The sequence below is a fragment of the Pseudoalteromonas sp. CO348 genome (genome assembly GCF_004208845.1).
Taxonomy (GTDB): Bacteria; Pseudomonadota; Gammaproteobacteria; order Enterobacterales; family Alteromonadaceae; genus Pseudoalteromonas; species Pseudoalteromonas maricaloris.
In genome coordinates, this window is sequence record NZ_SGPI01000015.1 from 25,809 (window position 1) to 51,549 (window position 25,741).

At 40.6% G+C, this 25,741-nt stretch carries 25 protein-coding genes and 2 tRNA genes; 13 read left to right on the plus strand and 14 right to left on the minus strand.

Annotated features, from left to right (window positions below; all coding sequences use genetic code 11):
* The first annotated feature begins 3 nt into the window (after positions 1-3).
* The 3 genes from EXT48_RS06505 to EXT48_RS06515 all read left to right on the plus strand — a co-directional run bounded on the left by EXT48_RS06505 (position 4) and on the right by EXT48_RS06515 (position 7,478).
* Positions 4-2,247 carry an NAD(P)-binding protein gene (locus EXT48_RS06505; RefSeq protein WP_130163949.1) on the plus strand — a complete coding sequence of 748 codons (2,244 nt, stop codon included), beginning with the start codon at positions 4-6 and terminating at the stop codon, positions 2,245-2,247.
* A gap of 204 nt (positions 2,248-2,451) precedes the next feature.
* Positions 2,452-4,692 (plus strand): TonB-dependent receptor, encoded by a 2,241-nt coding sequence (locus EXT48_RS06510; protein WP_130163950.1) that lies wholly within the window; start codon positions 2,452-2,454, stop codon positions 4,690-4,692.
* Positions 4,693-4,796: 104 nt separating this feature from the next.
* Complete coding sequence (locus EXT48_RS06515; RefSeq protein ID WP_130163951.1) at positions 4,797-7,478, plus strand: ATP-binding protein; 2,682 nt, start codon at positions 4,797-4,799, stop codon at positions 7,476-7,478.
* A 64-nt stretch (positions 7,479-7,542) separates the two neighbouring features.
* Here the strand turns inward: EXT48_RS06515 and EXT48_RS06520 are convergent, their stop codons facing one another.
* Entirely contained in the window at positions 7,543-8,379 is an 837-nt protein-coding gene (locus EXT48_RS06520; RefSeq protein ID WP_130163952.1) for a hypothetical protein, read from the minus strand.
* Between the two features lie 134 nt (positions 8,380-8,513).
* Here EXT48_RS06520 and EXT48_RS06525 point away from each other — a divergent pair, with 134 nt between their 5' ends.
* Genes EXT48_RS06525 through EXT48_RS06535 form a run of 3 tightly spaced genes read left to right on the plus strand, consistent with a single transcriptional unit; the run spans position 8,514 to position 10,349 of the window.
* Positions 8,514-8,903 carry a hypothetical protein gene (locus tag EXT48_RS06525; RefSeq protein ID WP_130163953.1) on the plus strand — a complete coding sequence of 130 codons (390 nt, stop codon included), beginning with the start codon at positions 8,514-8,516 and terminating at the stop codon, positions 8,901-8,903.
* A complete protein-coding gene (locus EXT48_RS06530; protein ID WP_130163954.1) occupies positions 8,885-9,877 on the plus strand; it encodes an NAD(P)H-quinone oxidoreductase in 993 nt (330 codons plus the stop codon). Before EXT48_RS06525 ends, EXT48_RS06530 begins: the two co-directional genes overlap by 19 nt.
* 58 nt (positions 9,878-9,935) lie before the next feature.
* Positions 9,936-10,349 carry a GNAT family N-acetyltransferase gene (locus tag EXT48_RS06535; RefSeq protein WP_130163955.1) on the plus strand — a complete coding sequence of 138 codons (414 nt, stop codon included), beginning with the start codon at positions 9,936-9,938 and terminating at the stop codon, positions 10,347-10,349.
* A gap of 21 nt (positions 10,350-10,370) precedes the next feature.
* Here the strand turns inward: EXT48_RS06535 and opgC are convergent, their stop codons facing one another.
* From opgC to EXT48_RS06560, 5 genes are all read right to left on the minus strand, one after another.
* Entirely contained in the window at positions 10,371-11,471 is a 1,101-nt protein-coding gene (gene opgC / locus EXT48_RS06540) for an OpgC domain-containing protein (RefSeq protein ID WP_130163956.1), read from the minus strand.
* A 249-nt stretch (positions 11,472-11,720) separates the two neighbouring features.
* Positions 11,721-11,797: transfer RNA gene (locus EXT48_RS06545), tRNA-Val, on the minus strand.
* 11 nt (positions 11,798-11,808) lie between these two features.
* Positions 11,809-11,885 (minus strand) — tRNA-Val (locus EXT48_RS06550).
* A 124-nt stretch (positions 11,886-12,009) separates the two neighbouring features.
* On the minus strand, positions 12,010-13,005 hold the full coding sequence (locus tag EXT48_RS06555; protein ID WP_130163957.1) for a DUF3080 family protein: 996 nt from the start codon (positions 13,003-13,005) through the stop codon (positions 12,010-12,012).
* The gene (locus EXT48_RS06560) at positions 12,980-14,338 is read right to left on the minus strand and encodes an MATE family efflux transporter (protein WP_130163958.1); all 1,359 of its coding nucleotides are present in this window, start codon (positions 14,336-14,338) and stop codon (positions 12,980-12,982) included. The genes EXT48_RS06555 and EXT48_RS06560 overlap by 26 nt, the downstream gene beginning before the upstream one ends.
* Before the next feature lie 175 nt (positions 14,339-14,513).
* Between EXT48_RS06560 and EXT48_RS06565 the strand changes: the two genes are divergently transcribed.
* Positions 14,514-15,155 carry a riboflavin synthase subunit alpha gene (locus EXT48_RS06565; protein ID WP_130163959.1) on the plus strand — a complete coding sequence of 214 codons (642 nt, stop codon included), beginning with the start codon at positions 14,514-14,516 and terminating at the stop codon, positions 15,153-15,155.
* Positions 15,156-15,278: 123 nt separating this feature from the next.
* Here EXT48_RS06565 and EXT48_RS06570 read toward each other — a convergent pair whose 3' ends face one another.
* Both EXT48_RS06570 and EXT48_RS06575 read right to left on the minus strand, forming a co-directional pair.
* Positions 15,279-15,482, minus strand: coding sequence for a CPXCG motif-containing cysteine-rich protein (locus EXT48_RS06570; protein WP_039495704.1), 204 nt, complete (start codon positions 15,480-15,482; stop codon positions 15,279-15,281).
* 70 nt (positions 15,483-15,552) lie between these two features.
* Positions 15,553-16,407 (minus strand): fructosamine kinase family protein, encoded by an 855-nt coding sequence (locus EXT48_RS06575; RefSeq protein WP_069019067.1) that lies wholly within the window; start codon positions 16,405-16,407, stop codon positions 15,553-15,555.
* 125 nt (positions 16,408-16,532) lie between these two features.
* Between EXT48_RS06575 and EXT48_RS06580 the strand changes: the two genes are divergently transcribed.
* Positions 16,533-17,225: a DUF445 domain-containing protein gene (locus EXT48_RS06580; RefSeq protein WP_130163960.1), complete on the plus strand. Its 693-nt coding sequence runs from the start codon at positions 16,533-16,535 to the stop codon at positions 17,223-17,225.
* Positions 17,226-17,296: 71 nt separating this feature from the next.
* On the opposite strand, the gene EXT48_RS06585 is transcribed toward EXT48_RS06580, so the two are convergent.
* Positions 17,297-17,641, minus strand: coding sequence for a DUF3718 domain-containing protein (locus EXT48_RS06585; RefSeq protein ID WP_039495709.1), 345 nt, complete (start codon positions 17,639-17,641; stop codon positions 17,297-17,299).
* A gap of 452 nt (positions 17,642-18,093) precedes the next feature.
* Between EXT48_RS06585 and EXT48_RS06590 the strand changes: the two genes are divergently transcribed.
* From EXT48_RS06590 to EXT48_RS06610, 5 genes are all read left to right on the plus strand, one after another.
* Entirely contained in the window at positions 18,094-19,476 is a 1,383-nt protein-coding gene (locus EXT48_RS06590) for an amidohydrolase (RefSeq protein WP_130163961.1), read from the plus strand.
* Positions 19,477-19,488: 12 nt separating this feature from the next.
* On the plus strand, positions 19,489-20,718 hold the full coding sequence (locus EXT48_RS06595; RefSeq protein ID WP_130163962.1) for an amidohydrolase family protein: 1,230 nt from the start codon (positions 19,489-19,491) through the stop codon (positions 20,716-20,718).
* A 523-nt stretch (positions 20,719-21,241) separates the two neighbouring features.
* Entirely contained in the window at positions 21,242-22,141 is a 900-nt protein-coding gene (locus EXT48_RS06600; protein WP_130163963.1) for a hypothetical protein, read from the plus strand.
* Positions 22,142-22,188: 47 nt separating this feature from the next.
* The gene (locus tag EXT48_RS06605; protein ID WP_130163964.1) at positions 22,189-22,890 is read left to right on the plus strand and encodes a hypothetical protein; all 702 of its coding nucleotides are present in this window, start codon (positions 22,189-22,191) and stop codon (positions 22,888-22,890) included.
* Between the two features lie 35 nt (positions 22,891-22,925).
* Complete coding sequence (locus EXT48_RS06610; RefSeq protein ID WP_130163965.1) at positions 22,926-23,279, plus strand: hypothetical protein; 354 nt, start codon at positions 22,926-22,928, stop codon at positions 23,277-23,279.
* 68 nt (positions 23,280-23,347) lie between these two features.
* On the opposite strand, the gene EXT48_RS06615 is transcribed toward EXT48_RS06610, so the two are convergent.
* From EXT48_RS06615 to EXT48_RS06635, 5 genes are read right to left on the minus strand one after another with little or no spacing between them, the layout of a single operon-like run.
* On the minus strand, positions 23,348-23,677 hold the full coding sequence (locus EXT48_RS06615) for a TusE/DsrC/DsvC family sulfur relay protein (protein ID WP_045989037.1): 330 nt from the start codon (positions 23,675-23,677) through the stop codon (positions 23,348-23,350).
* Between the two features lie 5 nt (positions 23,678-23,682).
* Positions 23,683-23,937, minus strand: a complete 255-nt coding sequence (locus EXT48_RS06620) for a DsrH/TusB family sulfur metabolism protein (RefSeq protein WP_130163966.1) — start codon at positions 23,935-23,937, stop codon at positions 23,683-23,685.
* Positions 23,934-24,293 carry a DsrE family protein gene (locus EXT48_RS06625; RefSeq protein ID WP_130163967.1) on the minus strand — a complete coding sequence of 120 codons (360 nt, stop codon included), beginning with the start codon at positions 24,291-24,293 and terminating at the stop codon, positions 23,934-23,936. The genes EXT48_RS06620 and EXT48_RS06625 overlap by 4 nt, the downstream gene beginning before the upstream one ends.
* Positions 24,290-24,643 carry a sulfurtransferase complex subunit TusD gene (tusD, locus tag EXT48_RS06630; protein ID WP_130163968.1) on the minus strand — a complete coding sequence of 118 codons (354 nt, stop codon included), beginning with the start codon at positions 24,641-24,643 and terminating at the stop codon, positions 24,290-24,292. Before tusD ends, EXT48_RS06625 begins: the two co-directional genes overlap by 4 nt.
* A gap of 55 nt (positions 24,644-24,698) precedes the next feature.
* Positions 24,699-25,364 carry a Bax inhibitor-1/YccA family protein gene (locus EXT48_RS06635; protein ID WP_010604622.1) on the minus strand — a complete coding sequence of 222 codons (666 nt, stop codon included), beginning with the start codon at positions 25,362-25,364 and terminating at the stop codon, positions 24,699-24,701.
* Positions 25,365-25,741: the final 377 nt, after the last annotated feature.

Genomic DNA, 25,741 nt, shown 5'->3' on the forward strand with positions numbered 1-25,741 from the left:
TTTATGAGTAAACAAAAAGTAGCAATACTTGGCGGCGGCGTTTCGGCGATGACAGCTGCGGTATACATGACTGAACAAGAAGATTGGCAAGAGCGCTATGATATTACCGTTTATCAGCAAGGTTGGCGTTTAGGGGGCAAAGGGGCGAGTGGTCGTAATGCTGAATACGGCGAGCGTATAGAGGAGCATGGTCTTCACGTTTGGTTTGGTGCCTATGTCAATTCTTTTAGGGCAATTGAGACAGTTTATAATAAGCTTGAGCGCTCAAGTGATGTCCCCATTCACACTTGGCAACAAGCACTAAAACCGCATAGTTTGGTGGTGTTGCAAGAATATATCGACCAGCAATGGCAAACTTGGTCAGTAGATTTCCCTGAGATACCAGGTAATCCAGCAAATGGCACTCTCGATTTACATTTTTGGCAGATTTTAAAATTACTTGCGGCTTGGCTACACAAGTGGGTTGATGATTTGGAGTGTGAAGTTGAGAAAACGCACAAATCCACACAACTCAAAACTAAAAAAGAAAGAGATAAAACGCTGCTTGCTCACTTGGGGCAGGAAGTTAAAAGCTTTTTTGATAGTGTCGAAGATAAAGCCAAGACCTTATTTGATGACGCAGAAAACCATGTTCAAGAGGTTGTATCCACACCAAAGCTGTTAATAACGCAACTCAGTAATTTTTTAACGGTGCGTGAAGCTGATCATCGTTTAGAGAATAAGAAAGATCACTTAGTTGTTTGGTATATGGTTCGAAAAATTAGGCGTTGGTTGCAGTCTGAAGTAAACGACTTAATTGATGACAACCCTGTCATTAGACGTCTGTATATATGTATAGATTTAGGTGTTGCGATGACCATTGGCATGCTCCGTGACAAAGTCTATTCACGAGGGTTTGGTTATCTTGATCGATACGATTTTAAACAGTGGCTCAAGCGCAATGGCGCAAATGAATCGCTGTCTGTGGAGTCTGCGCCTGTCCGCGGCTTTTATGACCTCGTTTTTGGCTATGAGGACGGTGATTTTAAAAAGCCGAATGTCGAAGCGGGAGTTGCGGCTTTGGCTATGCTTCGGATTATGCTGTGTTATCGCGGTGGTGTGATGTGGAAAATGCAAGCGGGGATGGGAGATATTATTTTCTCTCCTATCTATGAGCTGCTCAAACATCGGGGCGTTAAGTTTGCGTTTTTTCATCAGGTTGAGTCGTTACATTGTGCGCAGGATGATGATGGTCATTATGTTGATAGTATTCAATTAATTCAACAGGTTAAACTAAAAGAGACGCAAGATTACGAGCCTCTGGAATTAGTCAAAGACTTGCCATGTTGGCCAAGCTTTCCACTGTGGCAACAAATCGACCCGCAGCAAGCGGCACTACTTAAAGAACATGAGATTAACCTAGAGTCTTACTGGTCTAATTGGGAGACGGTTTACCAACAAGCATTTGGACAGAGGTTACCGAGAAAAACACTAAATAAAGGTACTGATTTTGATTTAGTGATTTTTGGGATCTCAGTGGCAGGTCTTGAGCCACTTTGTCAGCAATTATTGGCTAAAGATAACAACTTAAAGTTGCAAGCCGAAAAGGTCAAAACTGTTGCGACTCAAGCATTACAGTTGTGGCTCACTAAAACTGACAGTGAACTGGGTTTTCACGACCCTTCTGGCAGTAATGAGCCACCAATATTAAGCGCATTTTCTCAACCCTTTGATACTTGGGCTGCGATGTCTAATTTACTTGAGGTTGAAGATTGGCCAAATACTCAGCCCAAGAACATTGCCTACTTTTGTAGTGCTTTTACCTGCGCAGATTATCCACCTCCGAGCGATCATGAGTTTCCTGAACGCATGAAAGCTCAGGTAAAAGAAAACGCATTGCAAAAACTTAGATTACAGATGCAGCCACTGTGGCCAGAGGCTTATCATGGTGACGACTTCGATTGGAACGTATTGTTTGATGTTGATAATAATGAAGGCGAAGTTAGGTTCAACACTCAGTATTGGAGGGTGAATGTCGACCCCAGTGAGCGTTATGTGTTAAGTGTTGTTGATAGTAGTCAATTTCGACTACCTACGGACGGCAGCGTCTTCAATAACCTCTACATTACCGGAGATTGGATTAAAACCGGTGTCAATGCTGGTTGTGTTGAAGCTGCTGTGATGGCTGGCATGCAAACGAGTAGAGCTATCACTGGATATCCTCAAAGCATTAGTGGAGAATCAGGGTTTGAGCCGTTTAACCTTTGAATAGTTAGTCATACTGACGGAGTAGCTCAACTACATTTCAAGCCTTGCAATTTGCAGGGCTTAAATCCCATCTTGGTATAATTTGTATGCGTTATGAACGATAGCTTGAACCTTAAAAAGGTAATCGGGTTCATTTGTTTGGGGGTCTTTTTAATTCAGCTATACTGATAGTGCAATTGCATGATATAGCTCGGGATTCAAACTATGCCACATCCAAATGTGCTGTTAAATACGATAACACTAACATTACTCTCAGTAGTTTCGATGGAAACGTCAGCACAAGTCGAAGAAGAAATCGAAGTCATTGAGGTATACGCTCAAAAAAGAAAGCAATCTATCAATGATGTTGCTATCGCTGTTAAACCCATATCCGGACAAGTCATCACTGACGCGGCACTGAAAGATACGACCGAACTGGGTAGTTTAGTTGCGAATGTAAAAATCAGTCAAAATGCAGCTGAGGGCACGCCTCCAGCGGTCAGCATTCGAGGTGTCGGACTTGTCGATTACAATACGGCCAACACTTCTCCGGTTGGGGTGTATTTAGATGGTATATCTGTTGGGTCTGCGAATAATCAAATCATTAACTTGTTTGATGTTGAGCAAGTAGAAGTATTGAAAGGTCCACAAGGTACACTTTTTGGTAGAAATACCACTGGGGGGGCAATTTTAGTGCGCACGGCGCGCCCAACAGATGGTAATTTTGCTTCTGTCAGTGTGGGGGTCGGTTCGGATTCTTTAACAAGAGCACGTACGATGCTCAACTATAGCCTAGATCAAAATAGCGCGGTGCGACTTGCCGCAAGCCACAATAACTATGAGTACACAACGTATAACTTACAGCCTGAAGCTCCTGAGGCGTATATGGAACAAAATGATGTTCGACTAAGTTATTTTGGCGAGTTTGATAAGTTCAGTGTTTTTGTGAAATTAGATTATGGTCATTGGAATGGACTGGTTCAGCCGGTCGGGAATATCGGATTATTCTCAAACCCTTTGGATGGTTCATTATGTTCTCCAGCGCAAGCGGGCACTAGCAACTGCGTTGATGCGCTTGGCTTTAATATTGGCAGCGACGATTTTTGGGCTGTGCGGGTCAATAATTATCAAAAACATCACAGTATAAGCAAAGGTGTTACAACAGAGATCGCGTATGCACTGGATGACCGGTCTCAACTTATTTATCTTGGGGCTTTCAATCGCTTAGATAGGATACATGGATTTAATTGTGATGGAAGTCCATTTTCATTATGTGAAGGTGAGTTAGGGCTTAAAAATGAAAAGCTGGTGAATGAGCTTAGGTTTGAGCAAAGTATGGAAACCGGCTTTCTGACGGTAGGCTTATTTCAACTAGAAGAGCGTATTTACCAAGATAATTTCAATGACTTATTACGTGATTTTAGGGGAACCCCTAATGGTGCTAGTGCGGCAACCTTTTTCTATGACAATGATATCAAAGTAAAATCAATGGCTTTGTTTGGCCAATATGAATATGAAATCAGTGAACATACAGATGTACTTGTAGGAGTAAGGTACAGCGATGAAAAGGTAAATTATGACTCTTTCTCATACCTAAATGTACCGTTTGGAGATAACCTCGCTGGCATTTTAGTCCCTGCCTACGACATTGAGGGAAAAGAGTCCGATAGTAATTTGTCTGGAAAGTTGTCAGTTATCCATAAAGTTAAACCAGATAAAAGTGTTTATTATAGTTTATCTAATGGTGCAAAAAGCGGCGGCTATAACGGTGGCTTCCTTATTTCGAAGGATGCCGCGATACAGGCAAGTTATGGCCCCGAAGAACTAATCGCCCATGAAATAGGAGCAAAGCTGTTATTTAATGAGCTTAAACTTCGTACAAATTTGGCCGCTTTTTACTATGATTATAAAGACCAACAGGTATTTATGAATCAGGCTTCAGAAGTACCTGGAGCACCGCCTTATCAGTTACTTGAAAACGTAGGTAAGTCAAAAATCTATGGTGCTGAAATAGAAAACACTTGGTATCTATCGGAGCAAACTCAGATAAGCTTGGATATAGGGTATATACCTGAAGCTAACTTTGAGGAATTTATTGATCCAGTTGGCGTTGTATTGACCGACAATCGCTTACCGTTTACATCCGAATGGAATATCTCTGGACAAATAAATTATGCATTTAATTGGGATGAAGTTAGTATAAAAAGTAGAATAGCATTTGATTATCAAAGCGAATATTACTTTGACCAAAACGAATCTCCCTATGCTAAGCAGCCCAGTTATATGCTTTGGAATGCCAATCTACAGGTGGAGTATAGAGACTGGCAGTTAGGTATTTGGGGTAAAAATCTTCTAGATAAAGAGTATAGCCATCTAAAATTTGACCTAAGTAGCTTTTTGGGAATGTTGGAGGACTTTAAAGGTGAGGGGAGAAGGATAGGCATGGATGTAACATATCGCTTTTGATTTTTTTTGAGCACTATATAGAGATAAGTCACCTGACTTGGGGGTAGAAAACTTGCAGATTAAATACCGAACCACAGGTAACTTTACTAAGGTAACTGGCTAGAATGCGTTTACTACTGATCATTTTCAGCATAATTCTGTTTTCTAGTTTCGCCTATGCAGATCAGGCTGTGTTGAAATTGACGCAGCCTTGGCAATATCAAAATTTACATCATGTTGGAAAGGCTTATGAGGCAAGTTCTAGTACAAGGTTTCCTCAAAGCTGGGATGAGTTGAGTGCATGGGAATCTATTCATGAGCCACTAAAGAAGAGAGCGCTGTTTTCTGGTCGTTATTTCTTGGTGACTAAAGTCAGAAATGAAACGCCATTGAATGAATTTGTGCTCTATCCATACAATACGGTATTGAGCAAAATTGAGTCGAGGATATATACACCAGAAACGGTCTTGCGAGTTTTTTCTGGGGGCAAGGTCGAAAATGAATTTGCATTTCATTATGGTAATCAAGTCACGTTAGAACCGAACCAAGATTATTATATCGTTACGCTCTTCGAGAGTGATTTCTTTTACACTCCTGTAAAATTGACCATTGAGCCTCTGAGAGATTTTCAGCAGGAAGTGGTCTATGAAAACCTTATCATGACGCTTTGTTTTGGTGTCGGTATTGTTCTTGGGCTATATAACTTATTAATCTACATCGGCTCGAAAGATATCACTCATTTTTATTACGCATTATTCACTTGTGTGTGGGTATTTGCATGGAGCCATTTCTTTCATATTCCCGACGAGCTATTTGGATTTTACTCTGCAAACTTGCATTGGTTAGGTTTTGCGCTTGCGCCATTAACCAACGCGTTATTTTATATCCATCTTTTAAAACTCAAGGATGTTCATCCAAACTATGTGTCGATTTCTATCTGGCTTGGAGTGATAGCTGCTCTTGGACTACCGTTTTGTATTCTTTTCCCAGGTTTTGGCTTTATTTGGGCAACATTGGTAACGGGATTAGCGCTCTGTTTCGGACTATTTGTCGGCATTAAGCGCTGGGTTGAGGGCTTTAAACCAGCTCGTTATTTTGTGATGGCATATATCGCAATGGCGATCCCCAATATGGTGGGCAATTTAACTAACTTAAGTTTGCTGCCTGAATCGTCGAGTAACTTATATCTTTATGGTTTAATAGGTACTGCGCTTGATGCATTACTGTTGGCTTTTGCGGTTGCGGACAAATTTAGAATAACCAGTGAAGAAAATATAGAGCTCAATAAAAACCTTGAAGCAAAGGTGTTAAAACGTACTTATGAGTTAGAGCAGGTGGCCTCAGAGCTTAGAGATGCTAGTGAGGCAAAAAGTCGATTTTTGGCGAACATGAGCCATGAAATAAGAACACCAATGACGTCAATTATTGGTTATGCCGATGGCATTATGCTCGGAGATATCAAGCCGCATGAGCGTAATCACGCAATCTCTGTTATTTTACAAAACTCGCGTCATGTACTTGGACTAATTAATGACATTTTGGATATGTCTAAAATTGAGGCTAATAAACTAGAAGTTGAGTTGGTGGAGTCAAACCTTTTTCAAGCAATTGCACATGTCGATTCGTTATTGGGTAAGCAAATTAGAGATAAAGGGCTTGAGTTTGCATTGAATTATCACTTTCCACTGCCTGATTTTGTGGTTATTGATCCCACTCGATTGCGGCAGATATTACTAAATCTCACATCTAACGCAATGAAATTCACGACGGTTGGTAAAATCTCGATTGATGTGGCGTGTCAAAACGAGCGCCTTATGATCACGGTACGAGATACCGGGATAGGAATGACAGCGGATGAACAAAAAGAATTATTCAGTGCGTTTTATCAAGCCGACTCTTCCACATCAAGGAAATATGGTGGAACAGGGCTTGGACTAAATATTTCCAAAAGCTTAGCGAGAAAGTTAGATGGTGATATTTCGGTAGAAAGTGAGGTAGGTTCAGGTACTGCCTTTACTCTTACTGTTGGCCTATATACCACCGAGAAAACAAAGTGGGTGCAAAGTCTCGTTCAAATTGGCGATGTTCGTGAACAAGGCACAATACCTGATGAAATAACGCAAGAGCTTAAAGGTGAAGTGTTATTAGCTGAAGATAACACAGACAATAGTAAGCTTATTAAGCGTATTTTAGAGCGTATGGGCTTATCTGTGACGGCGGTTGAAAATGGTCAGCTAGCGGTACAGGCGGTACTAGATGGTGATTTCGATTTGATATTAATGGATATCCAAATGCCAGTAATGGATGGTGAGCAGGCGTTTAGCTTTATTCAGGCAACGGGGTGTAGCACGCCTGTGATTGCATTAACTGCCAACACTATGCAGCATGAAATTGAGCGTTATTTAAAACTTGGATTTAGTGATCACCTTGCAAAACCTATTGATAGAGTCGTGTTCAGTCAAAAAGTAGCTTATTATTTGGATATTCAAGTCGATGAGGAAGTTGATCTGCCTGAAGCCGAGTTTTATCAGCTAAAACAACAGTATATTTCTGGGCTGCATGAGCAAATCATTCAGATCAAGAATCAAGCTAAGTATCAGGATTACGATGCGTTAGCAAAAACAGTTCACGCGATTAAAGGCACTGCTGCGATGTTTGATTGTATTGATATTCATAAAATCGCAAACGAGTTGGATGCTAAGCTGAAGAATAAACAACTCGAGTGTGTGGAAGTGCAGCTAACTGAATTACTTGGCGCAATGACAGCCGCTATTGAGTCAGAAAAGCAGCAAACCAAACAAGCTTAGTTTTCTACGCCTTATAAATATTTACAGCGGATAGAGTGACCGTTCAAGGATGCCATAAAACACTTTATCTTAATGGCTGCAGACTATAGATTTGAGTCTTACTTAAGTTAGGGAAATCCTTCCGCTGCTTATAGTTAGCATATAGATTGGAAAATATGGTGGTTTTGGATAGTTTATCTAGGCTCGCAATAAATAAACGTCCACTGTTTTTGTCTCCTGATATTACACTGCTGTTACAGCACTGCTGAAATGAGGAAATAAGCGTTCTGATAGTATTCTTGTTGCCCATATCCTGTAGTGCAATTTCTGCTTCTATAAAGAATGCAACCCCACTCCAACAGACTCTTTGTTGCGCGTTTAATGACCACATTTGTTCGCTCACTCTTTTAAGTGACCCTTTATTCATTAGCGTATTTTTTGCGCCTCGGCTGAGCCCTGAAATTAATCTTGTATGAAACTCTCCAATATTAACAATATCGTTCTCTAGCATAATGACATTTTGTAAATAGGTAGCAAGTCCTTCTGCAAGCCAGAAATCTGAGTGGTCAAGCAAAGGATGATAAAGGTGAGCAATTTCATGGTACAAAGTCCAATCTTTAATCAGCACTCGGCTTGAGGTAAATCGTTTGATTTGGAGTAGAATAGTGTCAGGTTTGCCTCGTTGAACTGTGCCCCAAGGCACTGGTTCAGATGCGAATAAGTTAGGTTCAATAATAAATGGAAGCGTTTGCTGTTGTAGCACTCCCAAAGAGTGTTCTGTTGCTTCAACACCGCGTTTTAGCCAAGTTTCCACATGTTGTCTATCACTGCTACTTATCCATCCTCTGTATTCGATTTCAATTTCGGTTGCCTGTGTAGATACCATTAAATTGAACAACAGTATTAGCACTAATAATTTCATTATTTTCTCTACTAGGGTTACTTCGTAAATAGACCTGAGAACGCATCATTTCATTTTTGAAGTTGAGATTATCTCAACTGACCTCATTGGGTGATTGTGTAAAACTGAATAAAACAACGTTAAAGGGAAATAAGATGAAAGTCACCGTACTTAGTTTATTGTTATTGAGTCCAGTTGCTTTGGCAAATCCACTTTTAGGTACTTGGGAGTTTGTTGAGGGAAAATATGCCACCACAGATGGCATTGTATCAGCCCAAGCACCGAGCTTGACGTCGATAAAGTTAATCACTGAGGCTCACCACAGCTACATTACGCAAAGCGAAGGAAAGTTTAAATACGCTGGTGGGGGGAGTTACAAAATAGAGGGAGATAGATTTATCGAAACCTATGAATATGGAAATGTTACCAGCTTACTCGGCCGAACGATGTCATTCAGCTACAAGATTGATGGTAATTTATGGCATCATGAACTGTATGAAGATGGTAAGTTCGTTGAGAAGGAAGTATGGAAAAAAGTTCAGTGATCCCAAAGAAGATGCGTTATATCAGTCACGCATCTTCTCAGCTTCAAATCCAGTACACAGAAACACCAACATTGAGTGCAAAGCAAGTGCTAATCAAAGCACATGCATTTGGGGTTAATAGAGCAGACATTTTGCAAAAACAAGGTAAATATCCTGCGCCTGAAGGCGATAGTGAGATATTGGGTCTGGAAGTGTCTGGAACGATAGTTCAGGTGGCGTCTTCTGAGCTTGAACATTTACTTGGTGATCAAGTGTTTTGTTTAACCTCTGGCGGCGGCTATGCTGAGTACGTGGTTGCACAAAGTGAGTTACTCATGCCGTTAACCGAAGGTTTGTCATTGAGCTATGCGGCAGGCTTAGCAGAAGTATATCTTACGGCCTATGATGCGATTGTGCGAACTGGGCAGCTAAATTCTAATGGGGTTTTACTATGCCATGGCGGTGCTTCGGGTGTTGGCAGTGCTGCCATAAGGATTGCAAAAAAGCTAGGTGCAACGGTCATTGCGACTCAAAGTAGCAAGGAAAAGGCCGAGTATGCAAAGTCTCTGGGTGCAGATCACACTATTAATTATTTAGACTGTGATTTTGCTGAAGAAATGAAAAAACTTGGTTTGAAAGCAAATGTCATTCTTGACCCTGTAGGTGGTGAATACCTTAGAGCGAACCTAAGAGTTGCAGCAATGGATTGTCGCTGTGTGATGCTCGCTATGCTAGGCGGAAGATATACAGAACTAGACTTTGCCAAGTTACTCGCGAAAAGGTTTAACTTGTACGGAAGTACGTTAAGAAATCGCTCTTTGGACTATAAAAGGGAATTAGTGAGAGATTTTCTGAATGATTTCGGCTCGGACCTGCCGGATCAGACAATGAAGATACCAATATATAAGGAGTTATATTGGGATGAAATTGAGCAAGCCCACGATATTCTCGAACACAACCAGAACCTCGGGAAGGTGATAGTTAGAGTTAGTTGACTGTTTATTTATACAGTTGTTATTCTATCACTTCTTAGTGATTAGAGGAGTGAATACTTTGACGTTTAACATTGAAGAGAAAGTACCTTGCCCAGAGGAATATTGTGATTTGCGAATAGCCGCTGGATTATCTGCAAAATCTTTAGAAGCAGCCACAAGGGGACTACCTAACTCATTATACGGGGTTGCAATTCGACATAACGAACAACTTGTGGCGATGGGGCGAGTGGTTGGAGACGGTGGTTGCAATTTTGAGGTCGTCGATGTTGCCGTCAATCCGCTTTATCAAGGGCAGGGATTAGGGCGTACAGTGATGGAATATATTGATGGTTACTTAGCAACAAATGTTTTGCCGGGCTCTTATGTTTCAATGATTGCGGACGAACCTGCTTTTTATAAAAAACTGGGTTACCGCCTTGTATCTCCAGCGAGTCAAGGAATGACAAAGAGGTTTACAGTGGATAAAGACTGAATCTTCCCAAACACCACGCATTTACGCTGCCTTGCTCTGTACTCCAAGTTGGTTTCTTCGGTTGCTGGAACGCCATCTTTGGTCAAGTTTTGCAGGTATCGCAAGTAACCCGATGAAAAATATGCAGATGAGTAAATCCCAATACCAAGTTTGCGTTGTGTAAGCCTGGCTCCAAGGTTGCAGAAAGTAAATGACTACGGTATGGAAAGCAAATACGGGTAACGCATGTTGCCCTAAAAATACGGGATACTTCAGCGTAAAGAGCCTCGGTATATGCCGGTTTAATAACATAAACAGGTAAACGGCTAATAATAAACTCAATTGATAAACTACTGAGGCATTACCACTTCCTAAGAGATACGGCTCCATCAGTGCTGGAAACCAATGTTTAGTAATAAACAGAGCGGTGATACATGTGAGCAAGCATATCCGTACGGCAATGGGAAAATCAAAAGAATAGCCTTTATGGTGTTTTAGGTAGCTTAGAATAAAACCCATATAAAAGTATATTTGCCACGCTAAAGGGTCAAAGTAGCTCACATTAATTGTGATATCGGGAAATATAACGTTAAATGGACCAGCTAAAGGCTGAATTGTGACGTGTTGCGATAAAAGCCATATCAGGACAGAAGAAGTTGCGACTAACCAAAGTTGGCCACGATTTATAGCAAGTATTGCAAAAGGCAGAAATATCATTGGCACAAGATATAAGATAAGTATGTCATGATAACCTGGGTGTTCAAGCAATAAAATAGCCGAAATATAACTTTGAAAGGGATTGTTGAACCAATTTGCTGCATTAAAAAAAACTGTCCATTGTTGGATATAAAACGGAAATATCCAAACGAATATGAAACTGATGGTAATGGCTGTAATATGAAATCCATATATGGTTAAACAGCGCCGCCATACTTTGCGTTGAAGCTGTGTTTTATTACTGCTTAACCGTCCGTAGACAAGATATGCGACAAATCCAGACAAGAATACGAAACCCTCAGCTGCTGTTACAAAACCTAAGGGTGCTCTAGTGAGTTGAGGGACGAAGTGACCATATAAATGGTTACAGGCAATAATAATTAGCAGCCAGCCACGTAGGCCATCGTATGCTAAATTCCTTTTCACTGTTCCTACCCCAAAGCCTGAAAGTTAATCTATTACTCTGTACCTTTTTTACTTATCATGCTAATGAAATAATTTAATATAGACCTGATTATAGTGGAGAAAGTGCTATCTTTTTCGACTTTAGTTGAATTATAAAGATTTAAAATTGGTACAACGAGTGGATCCGAATTACCGACCTTTGGCGTGGGTTATAGAAAGTAGGCAATGCTTTTTCTTTTTGGATTTAACTAGATAGTAAATATTGTAGAGTGGTACAACCGAGTGGATTCGAACCACCGACCCCTACCATGTCAAGGTAGTGCTCTAACCAACTGAGCTACGGTTGTATTATAAGATTTGGTACGACCGAGTGGATTCGAACCACCGACCCCTACCATGTCAAGGTAGTGCTCTAACCAACTGAGCTACGGTCGTACAATAACATTTTCTTATTAATTGTTTTCAGGTCTGTGCCTGTCAACGCGTTGTAATATATAGTGACTCAGCTAACGGATCAAGCGGCTTTCAGTAATTTTTTGATTGTTTGCCTTTTTTTTGTTCATACTGGAGGGATTTCACACAGCTCGTAAAATTTTTGCCACCATTTTACGTGTGCTTTCGCAGAATCTTTAAGGTTATCCAAGTGTTGTTGAAGCGTGAGCGGGTCGACAACGTTATTATTTTGATACAATAGGTGGATAGGTTGCCAGGCTGAGATCAACTCTTCCATAGAAAGAGAGAGCATCGCCTGATAAGGCTGAAGAACGGATAAATAATACTTATTGAAGATATTGTTTATGATCTGTGCCTGCTTTTTATTTCCGCCACTTTTGCAAATATCATCTCTCAGCCTAAGTTGTTGTAATTGGCTTGTAGTCGCATTATTCAGCTGAGTCTGTTTACGAACGCTCGTCACCAAAGATGAGATAAATCGCTGAGAAAGCACTTTTATAGCGGGTGTGAGTGTAGTTGGACTGAGATTTTCTGGCGTATCCATGTTTATTACCAGCTCTGCAAGCTCGTTAACGGCCTCTAGCATGTTGCTGTGGGCTGCTGGCAGCTCTAGCGGCACCTCTTCAGCGAGTAACAAACTCAAACTTGCCAATTCTCTTTCAAATGTCATCATATGAAGAAAGTAACGTGGAAGCTGTTGTTTCTTTTCCTGAACTGCTTGAGTTAATGTTTGTTGCAGCTCGTCGCTTGTGTTTGGGTGCTGAATGCAGTGAGGCGCTTGTTGAATAAATAAGATGTTGTATTTCAAGCGTTCGCTTGGGTAACTAACTTTCCCTAATTGATTATTGTGCGCAGCGATGAGATTTGTGACTTTGCAGTGTCCAGCGGTCACGATGTCTAACATAGAGATAGTTAGCTCACTTGTCGGCAATGGTACTTTTTGTACCTCCGGATTGTAAAGTGGTGCTGTGTGTACCACCTCTATGTCAGTCGCGCTCGCCAAACGTTGTTGATATTCAACAGCAATATCGCTCGGCTGCTTGCTGCAGCCGGCCAAAGTAAAAAGTATTAGCGTACTAGCTATTCGCTTGACTAATCTCAAATTTCACCCGTTTGTTTACGCATGTCACCAATAATACTGCCGCCGTACTCAAGCCAATAATAATACCAATCCAAAAGCCTTGAGGACCCATCGCAGGCGTTATTAAATCGGTCTTTGCTAATACATAGCCTAACGAAAACCCAATTAGCCAATATGATACAAAGGTAACCCAAGATATTGGTTTAGTATATTTGAGCCCCCTTAACACACCATTTGCTGAGACTTGTAATGCATCGGGTAATTGATACAAACAAGCCAGTACCATAATGCTGGTTGCAAGAGCGGCTACTTCAGTATTGTTGGTATAGAGCCAAACAATCTGATCTCTTCCTATATACGTAATGAGAGCGACAAATAGTGCAATTAAGGTGGCCAAAAGAAACGCGGTATTCACTGAAAGTTTGAGTTGGTCTAAGGCACCTTGTCCAGTTAGATTACCGATCCGTATTGCAATAGCCATCGACAAACTTAAAGGCATCATAAACAGCATAGTAGTGACGCTGGCAGCAATTTGGTGACCAGATACGGAAATAGGACCTAGATCTGCAATAAATAAAGGAATGCACGCGAATAGCGTAACTTCAAAGAAGGTTGCCAATGCAATTGGAAAGCCAAGTGCTGCAACATATTTCATCATAGATAGACTTGGTTTAGTAAAACCGCTGATTAGGGCCTTTCCATCTATGTGTTTACTCTTCAAGCTATACACCCACTGTGCAATTGCCATTGACCAAAGCACGATAGATGTAGCGAGGCCACAGCCCGCACTACCAAGCGCTGGCGCGCCAAATTTACCATAGATGAAAATATAGTTAGCAACGACATTGATACAAAGACCAACAATACTGATGTAAAAAGCAGGCTTTGTTTGGCCGACCCCTTCGGTGACATTGCGGTATACCGTAAAGATCAAAAAGCCCAAGAGACCCCATTTCACAAAATCAATATAGCCTTGAGCGAGGGTCTGAACATTCTCACTTGCTCCTATATTTGAAAAAACCATAGAAGTAAAGTTCGCTAAAACCAAACCGACGGTAAAAAGCGCTAAAGCAAGATACAAGCTTTGCTGGAAAAATCGTTTGATCCCTGCGATGTCATTAGCACCATGGCAATGCGCAACAATACTCGTAAGTGCAAGTAAGATCCCTTGTAAACTAAAAATCAAAGGGTTCCAAACACCCGTAGCAATAGAAAGAGCAGCCAAGTCCTCAGCACTGACTTGACCTGCCATCATCGTATCAACGACGGTCATTAAAACTAAAGTAACTTGAGCGAGAAAAACGGGGATCGCAAGTTGAAGCAAGCGTCTGGCTTCCCAAGTTGAAAAATTCATGGTGAGATACTACTTAAGGCGTAAAAACGTAAGTTTATTTTAGTGCTTTGTTTTTAGCAAAATTTTGCGGCTAGCGGTCGCAACTAATTTTATCTAGTTGGATATTCAATACAAATTAAGTACATCTCTTAGTGCGATTTCGCTACAATCTCAAGGATAAATTAAGAGGGTAGATATGTTTACAGGAATTGTTCAAACAAAAGCGACGGTGGTGTCGGCAAAGCAGGTCGATAATATTTTAAAATTAGTTATTTCTGTTGGTGCTGAATACCTTGATAAGCTGACCTTGGGAGCGAGCATCGCAATTAACGGATGCTGCCTAACGGTGGTGCACTTCGAACAGCCAGAAAATGATGTGGTAGGGCAAGTTTGCTTTGATGTGATTGATGAAACATTGAGACTCACTAATCTAGGTGAGGTACAAAGAGGGTCGCAGGTAAATTTTGAACGCTCGATGACGTTTGGGACAGAACTCGGCGGACATATAATTTCAGGTCACATTCAAACAAGCGCGAATATCAGTGAAATACATCGCAACGAAGGCAATTGTAGGATGCATGTAGCGTTGCCAGAAGTCTGGCATAAGTATGTTATGTACAAAGGCTTTATCGCGGTAAATGGTGCGAGTTTGACTGTGGGGGAGCTTGATCATACCGGCTTTTGGTTACACCTAATACCTGAAACGCTGGCGCTTACCAATTTGGGTACGGTGCGTGTGGGAGATACTGTGAATATTGAGGTTGACCAACAAACCTATACGATTATTAATACCGTTGAAAACTATATGAAAAAGCAAACTCTATTGAAGCACAACTAGACCTTCCCCGAGTAATACCCTTTACGTCTATCTGTAGGCACCAAAAGTACAGGCTGATGTTGTGCCAACCTGATAGGCAGCTCGCAAATGAGCTGCCTTTTATCTATAGCACTTCTGCTTTGGTTAAAACACTTGCTCGTCGTCGCTATCAACCCTAAGCTCAAGCTTATTGTGCAGTTGGTCTAAGTGCATATTTAGGTGTATTGGATTGCAACAAGCAGCACAGTCTTCGTAGTAGTCCTGATCGCCTTCACTCGCATCAAGATTGACAAAAATATGATGTCCACAATGAGGACATTCAATACGTTGTTGATATAGGTTTTTCATTGGCCCTCCACCTGAATTGGCCAAACTAAATACCTTTTAACTATAGCGCATTGTGACGAAAATATGGCAGTTATTTGAGCAGGGCTTGCACTTGTTCAGCCGCGTCCCGTATGTACTTGCCAGCAAACAAGTTTGCTTGCACTAAAAGAGGATATAAGCGATAAATGTCTAATCGCTCAGGTGCATTTTCTGCGAGTGGATAGATAGACTCGTAACCACGATAGAAGTCATCTGGCAGCGGAGCGAATAACGAAGCCATCGCAATATCAACTTCCCTATCACCATAATAGCAAGCTGGGGAAAATAGTACGGGTTTTTGATGGCTAAAACCAATGTTACCATGCCAAAAATTACCATGAACCAGAGACGGTTGAACTTGGTGCGGAAGGAGCGGCTTTAGCTGCTCCACAAATGTGTCAATATCGGTGAGGATAATCCCTTTTTCAGCAAGCAGTTGCAGTTGCCAACCAATTCTTTCTTCAGCAAAAAAAACTTCCCATTTTTTGTGCCACTGATTTGGTTGCGGCAGCTCATGAATATAATTATCTTCTTCTAGGCCGTACATTTCCTGTTCATGACGTTGGTGCATTTTAGCAAGGCTTTGACCGCACTCAAGCCAGTTTTCATTGCGATGATCAAGTTCTAACCATTCCAGCACAATAAAGCAGAACTCAACACTCGTACCTAGGGTAATTGTATCGGCCACAAGGAAATCAGAGTCGCGAATAAGCTTTTCACGATTAGATGCTTCACATTCAAAGCGCTCTAAAGCCTGAATTGGAGCAACTTTGACCAAAAATTGATGGGTATCGTCTGCAATCTTATAAAGTTTTTTAGACCCATAACTTTTTAAGGTTTGCTTTGAAGTAAACTCAAAAGTGTCATGGAGAGATTCAGAGATTTGTTGGTTGACTTTGTTCCACATAAGTTAGATCCAACATATTCACTTACTCTAAAATATGGTTGAAATTCTCAAGATCACAAATACTTGAGGCCTTTTTCTAAAAAAAATAAAATATCGCGTCTGTCATTTTATCCAAGGGAAGTACATTGAATAAAAATATCATCACCAATTTACTCGCGATACTGCTAACAGGTATTGGCTTCGCACTAGAAAACGACGTGTTGTTTTCGGTTGGATTGTTTGCTCTATCTGGTGCTCTGACGAATTGGTTAGCGGTACATATGTTATTTGAGAAAGTGCCTTTCCTCTATGGTTCAGGGATTATTACGCTCAAATTCGAGTCGTTTAAAACGTCGATTCGAGAGCTCATCTTGAGCGAGTTCTTTAGTAAAGAAAAACTAGAAAAATTTCTCGACAAGGAGCATCCAAAGTTTGACTTGGCGCCGATAGCCAATAAAGTCGATTTAAATCCAGCGTTTGACCGTTTGTTAAGTGTGATTGAAGCGTCGCAATTTGGTGCGATGCTGCAGATGTTTGGTGGGACTGAAGCTGTACAACCGCTGCGAGAGCCATTTATTGAGAAAATGCGATTAGCAATAGTTGAGCTCGGTGAACAGCCTGAGTTTGATGCTGCAATTAGTGAGTCGCTTAGTAACGGTCTACTCGGTGATGATTTACATCAAACCATTGAAAAAGCGGTAGATGAGCGACTTAATGAGCTAACGCCGAAAATGGTAAAGGAGATTGTACAAAACATGATTAAGACTCACTTAGGTTGGTTAGTTGTATGGGGAGGCGTCTTTGGGGGTCTATTTGGGTTATTGGCTGCAGTTGTATAGCTGAACAAAGAAAAAGGCGCAGTCAGGGATTGCTACGCCTTGCTTTTTTGTTTACAAATATGTCGACATGGCTACTTTGAACCTGAGACAAAAATGGTCTTTTTATCAAGTTTAGCGATGTCTTTAATACTGGTTTCTACATTACTGTCTACACCAAGGAAGTCCGCAGCCTTATTAAATCCGTAGGTTGCTGCAAATTTGCCGACTGGCATATCATTACAGTGTAGTTTTTCTTCTACAACACGTCTTTTTAGGTGGTTTTCTTTAATGGTGTGGAACAAGTGAATCTTATTGTCTTTGACTACCGACATACAAACTTTAGTCGCTTTACTATTATCCGCAGCAACAAAGTCTGCCGCAGATGCGGTACCTGCGATCAAAAGCGAGGTTGCACATACTAAATTGAACAGTTTCATGGTTAGCTCCTTGGCTATCTCTAGGACACGTTCTTAGTATTACTAAAGTTGCTGCAGAATGCTGTAAATCAAGTAATTCCGAATGTAATAGAGTATGTCAAATGTGTGCAGGCTTTCTATCTATCTGTAAATTAATAAATTATTTTGTTTCTAAGGATACAAATAGCAAAAACTTTTTTCACTATAAAATACCATTATCGATAATTTAACACTTCATTCTTAGATTTACTTCCTCTTTGTTACTTATGCCACTTGATGTGTCAAAACGTGTCAATATTGACGCTAATTTACATTCAGTTATGGCAACTAAGGCTTTTCTAAATTACTCACTGATGACAACATGCGTTATAATGTTCGGACGTTCGTCGTAATTACTTGTCACTAAAACTCATAATTGCGTAAAGTGCGATGGCATGAGTTAAAGTCACAAAAAAACAATAGAGATGACAAAAATGTATAAATTTGCTCCCTCCCTAGTCGTAGCTGGCATTGCCGCAGCTTTGATGGGCTGTCAGGATAACGGCCCACAAAAAGAAAAAGTTACCATAGAGAAAAACCCATACCCAAGTACCTACAAGCCTGTACCTTCTCAGTCCACCCTAATCACTAATGCTACCGTTTTAACCGGAACGGGTGAAAAAATAGAACAAGGTGATGTATTTATTGTTGACGGTAAAATCAAGCAAGTTGGTAAAGACCTATCTGTCACGGCAGATATTACCATTGATGCTGAAGGCAAATGGGTAACACCTGGCATTATCGATGTGCACTCTCATTTAGGAGCTTACCCCAGCCCAAGTGTAGAATCGCACAGTGATGGCAATGAAATGATTAACCCTAATACTTCTCAAGTATGGGTTGAGCATTCTGTATGGCCGCAAGATCCAGGCTTTAACCGAGCTAGAGAAGGGGGGATCACCACGCTACAAATCTTACCTGGCTCTGCAAACCTATTTGGTGGTCGTGGTGTTACCTTAAAGAATGTGCCGGCACCAACAATGCAGGCAATGAAATTCCCAGATGCGCCATATGGGTTAAAGATGGCATGTGGTGAGAATCCAAAGCGTGTATACGGCTCCAAAGGTGTTGCCCCTTATACGCGTATGGGTAACATGGCAGGATATCGTGAAGCTTGGATTGAAGCTGGTGAATATAAGCGCGCTTGGGAACAGTACGAAGCCGAATATGCTGCTGGATTGAATCCGGATGCACCAAAACGTGATATCAAGTTCGATACGCTTCGTGGTGTGTTAGATGGTGAAATCCTGATCCATAACCATTGTTATAAAGCAGAAGAAATGGCAATGATGATCGACTTGTCTAAAGAGTTTGGTTATCACGCAGGGACGTTCCACCACGGTATTGAAGCATACAAGATTGCAGATCTGTTAGGTGAAAACGGTAATTGTGCTGCGCTTTGGCCAGATTGGTGGGGCTTTAAGATGGAAGCCTATGATATGGTTCAGGAAAATGTAGCAATTGTAGATGCAGTGAAAAACTCATGTGCGATAGTTCATTCTGATTCAGATACCACAATCCAACGCTTGAATCATGAAGCCGCAAAAGTGATGAACACAGCTAACCAGTCTGGCTTTAACATCAACGAGCAGCATGCAATTAAGTGGATCACCTCGAACGCAGCTAAATCGTTAGGCATTCAGGATAAAACTGGATCGCTTGAGCAAGGCAAACAAGCCGATGTAGTAATTTGGAACACCAATCCGTTTAGCGTGTACTCTCGTGCAGAGCAGGTCTTTGTAGATGGTGGTAAAGTCTATGATCGTCACGATGAAAAATATCAAGCGGTTAGTGATTTTATGTTAGGTCAAAAGTAAGGAGTTGATGAGATGAAAACCATGAAACTAACCATGATCACTAGCGCATTGCTAGCTCACTCTGTAGCTTTTGCCAATGTTACCGCAATTACTAATGCAACGATCCATACCGCGACAGATGCTGGCGTACTTGAAGGTGCGACTTTAGTTATCGAGAACGGTAAAATAAAAGCGATTAATCCAGATAACGTGACTGCTGATGTAACGATTGACGCCAGCGGTAAGGTTATCACTCCTGGCTTTATCGGCTCAATGAACCAGCTTGGTTTAGTTGAAGTCGGTGCTGTTGCTGCTTCTCGTGATGCTGGTGATGACGATGCCGGCGTAGACTTTGACGCAAGCACCGCATTTAATCCACGTAGTAGCTTAATTGCCTATGCAAGAAAAGGCGGTGTAACGCAAAACTTTGTCGCACCTTGGGGTGGTAAAAGTGAGTTTGCAGGGCTTGGTTTTGTTGTTGACTTATCTGGTGAATTTAACAGTGTGACTGACAAGCAAACAGCGTTAATTATTCATCTGGGTGCCAAAAGCAAAGGGTCTCGTGCAAAAGCGTTAGATAACGTTGTTAAAAAGCTTGAAGCACAGCAAGAAAAGCTTGCTAAGAAAGACAAAAAAGACGAGGGAAAACCGAGTTCAGAAGAACAAGTGTTAACTCAAGTGCTTGCGGGTGATATGCCTGTGATAGCGACGCTTTCAAGGGCGTCGGATATTCTTGAAGCGATTAAGCTAAAAGAAAAGTTTGGTTTAGATCTGATTATTCAGGGTGCAGATGATGCGGTAGTGGTCGCTGAGCAATTAGCTGAGGCGAAAGTACCTGTTATTTTGAGTGCGGTATCAAATCTACCAGCTAGCTTTGACTCAATGCATGCAAGCCTAGATAACGCAGGTAAGCTTGAGAAAGCGGGTGTCAATGTCATCCTGTCAATTGGTGGTGACGGTAGTCATAACGTCTACCAGCTACGCTTTGATGCGGGTATTGCTGTAGCAAATGGCATGAGTCATGACGGCGCACTTAAGGCAGTTACCGCTAACCCAGCAAAAGCACTGGGCATTGATGGCGGTGTGATTGAAGCTGGTAAACGTGCAGACATCGTAATGTGGAGTGCGGATCCTTTCGAATTCAGCACCACAATCGATAAAATCTGGATCAATGGTGAGGAAGTGTCTACTGAGTCACGCCACGATAAACTAAGAGACAGATATACGACAGATTCTGATATGCCTAGAGCGTATACGAAGTAACGTCGTCAAGAGTAGCTTGTAAAAAGCCTAAAATCATCTACGGTTTTAGGCTTTTTTAAATTATGAATAACTCTGCATGGTGTCGCCATTTCTCAAACAGATTTTTGTACTCGCGAATTCAAGTCCGAAGTGCTCTACTCGCTAAATTAGGCTACTTTGCGTAATTCATCGAATATCACCGCTGATTACCTAAACCCTAGACATTTTCTTGGCCTCGCATTGAGCGCCTGTTTTATATGCGCAATTTGCTTAGGCTTTCCCCCCTGTTTGTGTACTTTTCCATTAGCCTGAAAAGCAACTATATAGGCGCCTGTTTCTTTTTGTTACTAGTATATAGCGAAGTTTAGATTGAGGTTATCAGGTGTCGCCACAAAGAGTTGAAACCGCTATTTTAATTATATTGTTGTTTAAATTGTAATAATGATTTTTAATTTTTAATTTTTAATTTCTATTAATGTTGACGTTCTTTGATTTTCGATCTATTTTTTATTTGATTTTAAAATGAATATTTAAGGATAAATATATGGAAAAAACATTTGAAATCAATAATTTTTTAATCTACCTTGCTTTTGTTCTAGTCTTAAGCTGTAATACTCAGGCCAACTCTGAACAAAACACTGATCTTAAACATCTTATGACAGCCTGCCATGGGTGTAGTGAAAGTTATAGTCAATCTGCCGCTAAAAGTGCATGGGAGCCGGGGGACAGTGGCACTGTTTTCGTATTTAATTACCCTGCAAGAACACTTAAAAAGTATTATGTATATTATGAGTGGATCCAAGTTGACCCTTACCAACGAGTCCCAATAAAAAGAGTGAGAGCTGAAGTATTATCATCTGGAGAAAGAGAGTATGGGCAAAATATTGTTCAAGTCTTTAATGATTTTAAAGAACGCTCTTTAACCTACGAAGTATACCAAGGTGCTCTCCATACTGATATAGTTGTTAGCTCAAGTCCTTATGGTGATAGCGCTTTTGACTTTGTTCGGAGTTCACAAATGCGAAATGAGCTATTTGATACGCACTTTCGGCTTGGATATAATAGAGTGTCAACCTTAGTTAATAGGATTACTTCTGCTCTAAACATAAAAAGGTTTGCTATACTTTCAGAGAAGTTTGATTTTAATATCATTTTTCCAGATGGCTCATATGTAAAAGTTGAACCTAACCTACATAGACAAACCTATAACATAGTTGAAGTTAAAGATGGAGACGGCAACACCATCCCTGTCACGCCCCCCAATACACCACAGTATTATCAGCATAGGCAATGGGCTCGTTATGAAAATTTCAAAGAGTATATGTCAGAGCTAGGCCTAAGAATGCGACAAGCTGAATTGTCTCGTTCTTGCCCGAGAATAAAGACGAGTTGCACTATTTCCTCTGACAATAGTCGGATGACCTGCTTAGCGTCTTGTAGTTAGTCAGTGACTTTGTAACTCATTAATATTATATATAAAAAGGAATAATTATGAATATTAACTTTAAGATCTTATTTGTATTTATCTTATTTTTCAGTTTTATTTGCCATTCAAGCACAGAGAAAATGAGTAGTAATCAATTTAGATTATTAGGTGGTTGCCATGGATGCCAAGATATTGAGGCTAGAAGTGTTGCAATAGAAATATTAGGCATAGGCAATAATGGCATTGTTTTTATTTATGATTTTGTAAATAGAAACCTGAGCAAGGTCGAAATTTATCATGATAAAGCGAGTGTTGAGGGTGAGCAAGTTTACATACCGCAACACAGAGTACTTTCTTTAACTGAAAAAGAGTCAATGGCGCTTGAACCACTAGAATCATTATTTCTGGAAAGCTTGAATTATGGTAGCTATTTGAGCGAGTCTCCCTACTTGATAGCAGCTCATCAGGTTGAAGGGGATTGGAGCAAGGATAATGCAAATGATTTTATCTTAACATCGGCGATGAGAAGTAGCTTAAATAAGGAAATTATTGTTAATCTAAAAAGTCGTATCAAGCCTTTGCTAATTTCAATTAGAGATATTTTGGATATGGATAGCAATGAACTTGTAGATTTAAAGCTCCTTCATAAATTAGTGTTTACCGATGGAAGTTATGTGCTTGCGGTTGAAAGTGAGCAAAGTGACGGTGAGGATTTTAAAGTACTTAAAGCTTACGATAGCCAGCATAACGTGTTGGAAACGTACTAAGAGAACTGATTCCAAATGCTTAATTAGGAGCTAATATGAAAAAATATCTTTTAGGGCTATTATTAATATTTCTCTCATTAGTTAGCTTTATAGCATACTGTGGTTTTCAAGCTAAATATAATGTCTTAACCAGCTGTCATATGTGCTCTGAGCTAAAAAAACAAAGTGAGGCAATTAGAGCGCATACGGGGCAATTAGGAGAAAAGGTTTATGTCTATGACTATAGCTCACGAAGCTTGTCAAAATATCAAATAGCATCTAAGTTGGTATTGACGGACAATGGCGTTGTGGATATTGATTATGCAGTGCCTGAACCATTGTCTATAGATGAACGGTTGGCTCAAGTAATGATTGATAAAGTTTTTGATGGGGTAATTGCTTCAAACTAATTTTAACTTATTATGATTAAATATGAAGCTTATGGAGTAATAAGCTTCATATTTTTTATCAAGTATTATCAAATACATTTGGCGGGTTTTGGCAATCCGGCTATTTTTGTTGCTTGTTTGGCTGGGCCTTTTGGAAATAGCTTATATAAATAGATGCTATTTCCTTTATCTTCGCCTAGTGCTTTAGCCATTGCTTTTACCAGCATGCGGATCGCGGGGCTGGTATTGTATTCGAGATAAAAATTTCTCACAAACTCAATGACTTCCCAATGTGCATCTGAAAGCTCAATATTTTCTTCTGCGGCTAGAAGTGGTGCTAAATCTTTAGTCCATTGAGTATGGTCTAGCAAATAGCCTTGTTTATCTGTCTCGATAGTTTGGTTGTTAAATTCTAGCATGATGATTACCAAGTAATTGAATTGTTCATCGTAATGGTCAGCTCAACCCAATCTTTGTCAGAGATAAGCTCTACTCCGGCCTCTGGGACAATGCCTCTGGCACAGGCGCAAGTTTGCAGCATCACCACATTTGCATCTCCAGCTGAGATACGCGTTTGCCCAAAGCAGCCATCATTACATAATAAAATTGTGTCGTGATGGGATACAAACTGCAGCTGATCGCATGCTTCGATACTAGAAATAATATGTAGCGTACTCATAGTGTCACCACAAAGTCATGTTGTTTGATTAACGCAAGGATTTCATGTTGATTTTTGATTTCAGTATCAACAGCAAGGGAGTGTGGCGATATGTTAAACTCCTGCATCGCTGACTGACAGGCATAAACCCGCTCGACATCATAAATTTCCAGAGTTTTTAATTGCTTAAACATGTCTTTTAAACCCAGTAGTGGAGCATTGAGGGTTTTCTGGAGCGATAGCACAGCAGAACCGGTAAAAAGCCAACTTACTTGTTGATCAATCGCTGCATAGATTAGTGCGACATCGAGCGCTTCTTTCAGACTATTTTGGTCAAATGGACTGGTTTGAGAAATAATTAACACGTTTTTACTCATTTAAACTGCATCCACTTATCAGACTTACTCGAGAGCATGGCAAACTCCGCAAGGCCTGCAACGGTGAAAGGGCTAACGTCTTCGATGCTAACGCCGCGTTTTTCCGCAGCGGTGACACACAACAACAGGGGGATCCCTTTATCTTTGATGCGTTGCCAAATCGCGTTGACTTGCAATTCGTCGGAAGCGTGTATGATATTTTGACTGGCGTGATAGACACCATCTTGATATAGAAAGATGCACGCGATTTGATGGTCACTTTTAATAGCTGCATCGACATATCGCTCTAGTAAAGTTAACTTTGACTGTGCAGCTACGCCAAAGTGCACTGATATGGCTATTTGACTCAAATTTTACTCATAAAAAAAGCCCCGTAATGGGGCTTATTTTATCAGAAATTCTGAGTTAGTCATCCGACGCGCCTAAAAGGGCAAGGATACTGGTGAATAAGTTATAAATACTTAAATACAAGCTCACAGTCGCAAGCACGTAGTTTGTCTCGCCGCCGTTGATGATGCGGCTTGTATCGTAAAGGATAAAGCCAGACATTAATAAAACGACTGCCGCGTTAATTGCCATGAACGCGATGCTTGATCCAATGAACAAGTTTACTAGGCTTGAGATAATAACCACGATTAAACCAACCGTTAAAAAGCCACCCATAAATGAGAAGTCTTTTTTCGTAGTTAGTGCATAAGCTGATAAACCGAAGAAAATTAACGCTGTTGTGCCAAGTGCTTGTGCTATCAACATGCCACCATTTGGTAGTGCAGCATAGTGATTAAGCATAGGCCCAAGGCCGAAACCTAAAATACCAGTAAATAAGAATACAAGACCGATAGCAGAAGATGAGTTTGCTTTTTTACCGATAACAAATAGCAAACCAAATGCAACTAATGAACAAACAATACCAGTAAACGCTGGTAATGCCATTGTCATTGAAATTGCGGCTGTTACTGCACTAAACGCTAATGTCATTGCCAATAGGAAGTAAGTGTTTTTCAACACTTTGTTTGTTTCCATTGTCGACATGACAGGTTTTGCAGTGTTGTATGAATGATTGAATGCCATGATTCAAGCTCCTTAATAAAACATGCTGATCCCAAAAATAACTAAGATAAGAGTATCAATTGTTATATGTTGGGGCAATGATTTCTGGATCAATATCTGTCGTTAATTGGGTCTCTACGGCAATATTTACTCAATACGTAAGACTTTGAATATTTTCAAAAGTTCGCTGAAATATCAAAAATACGCATAATTTTGACTGGTTCTTAGACGATTGAGCCAAATTTTACGCAAACGATCAAATAATTGAAAAAAAAGCTTCACAAGCGCATAGGGATTCTCTATTATTCGCCCCGCTGCGGAGAGATGGCTGAGTGGTTGAAAGCACCGGTCTTGAAAACCGGCATACGTTAATAGCGTATCTAGGGTTCAAATCCCTA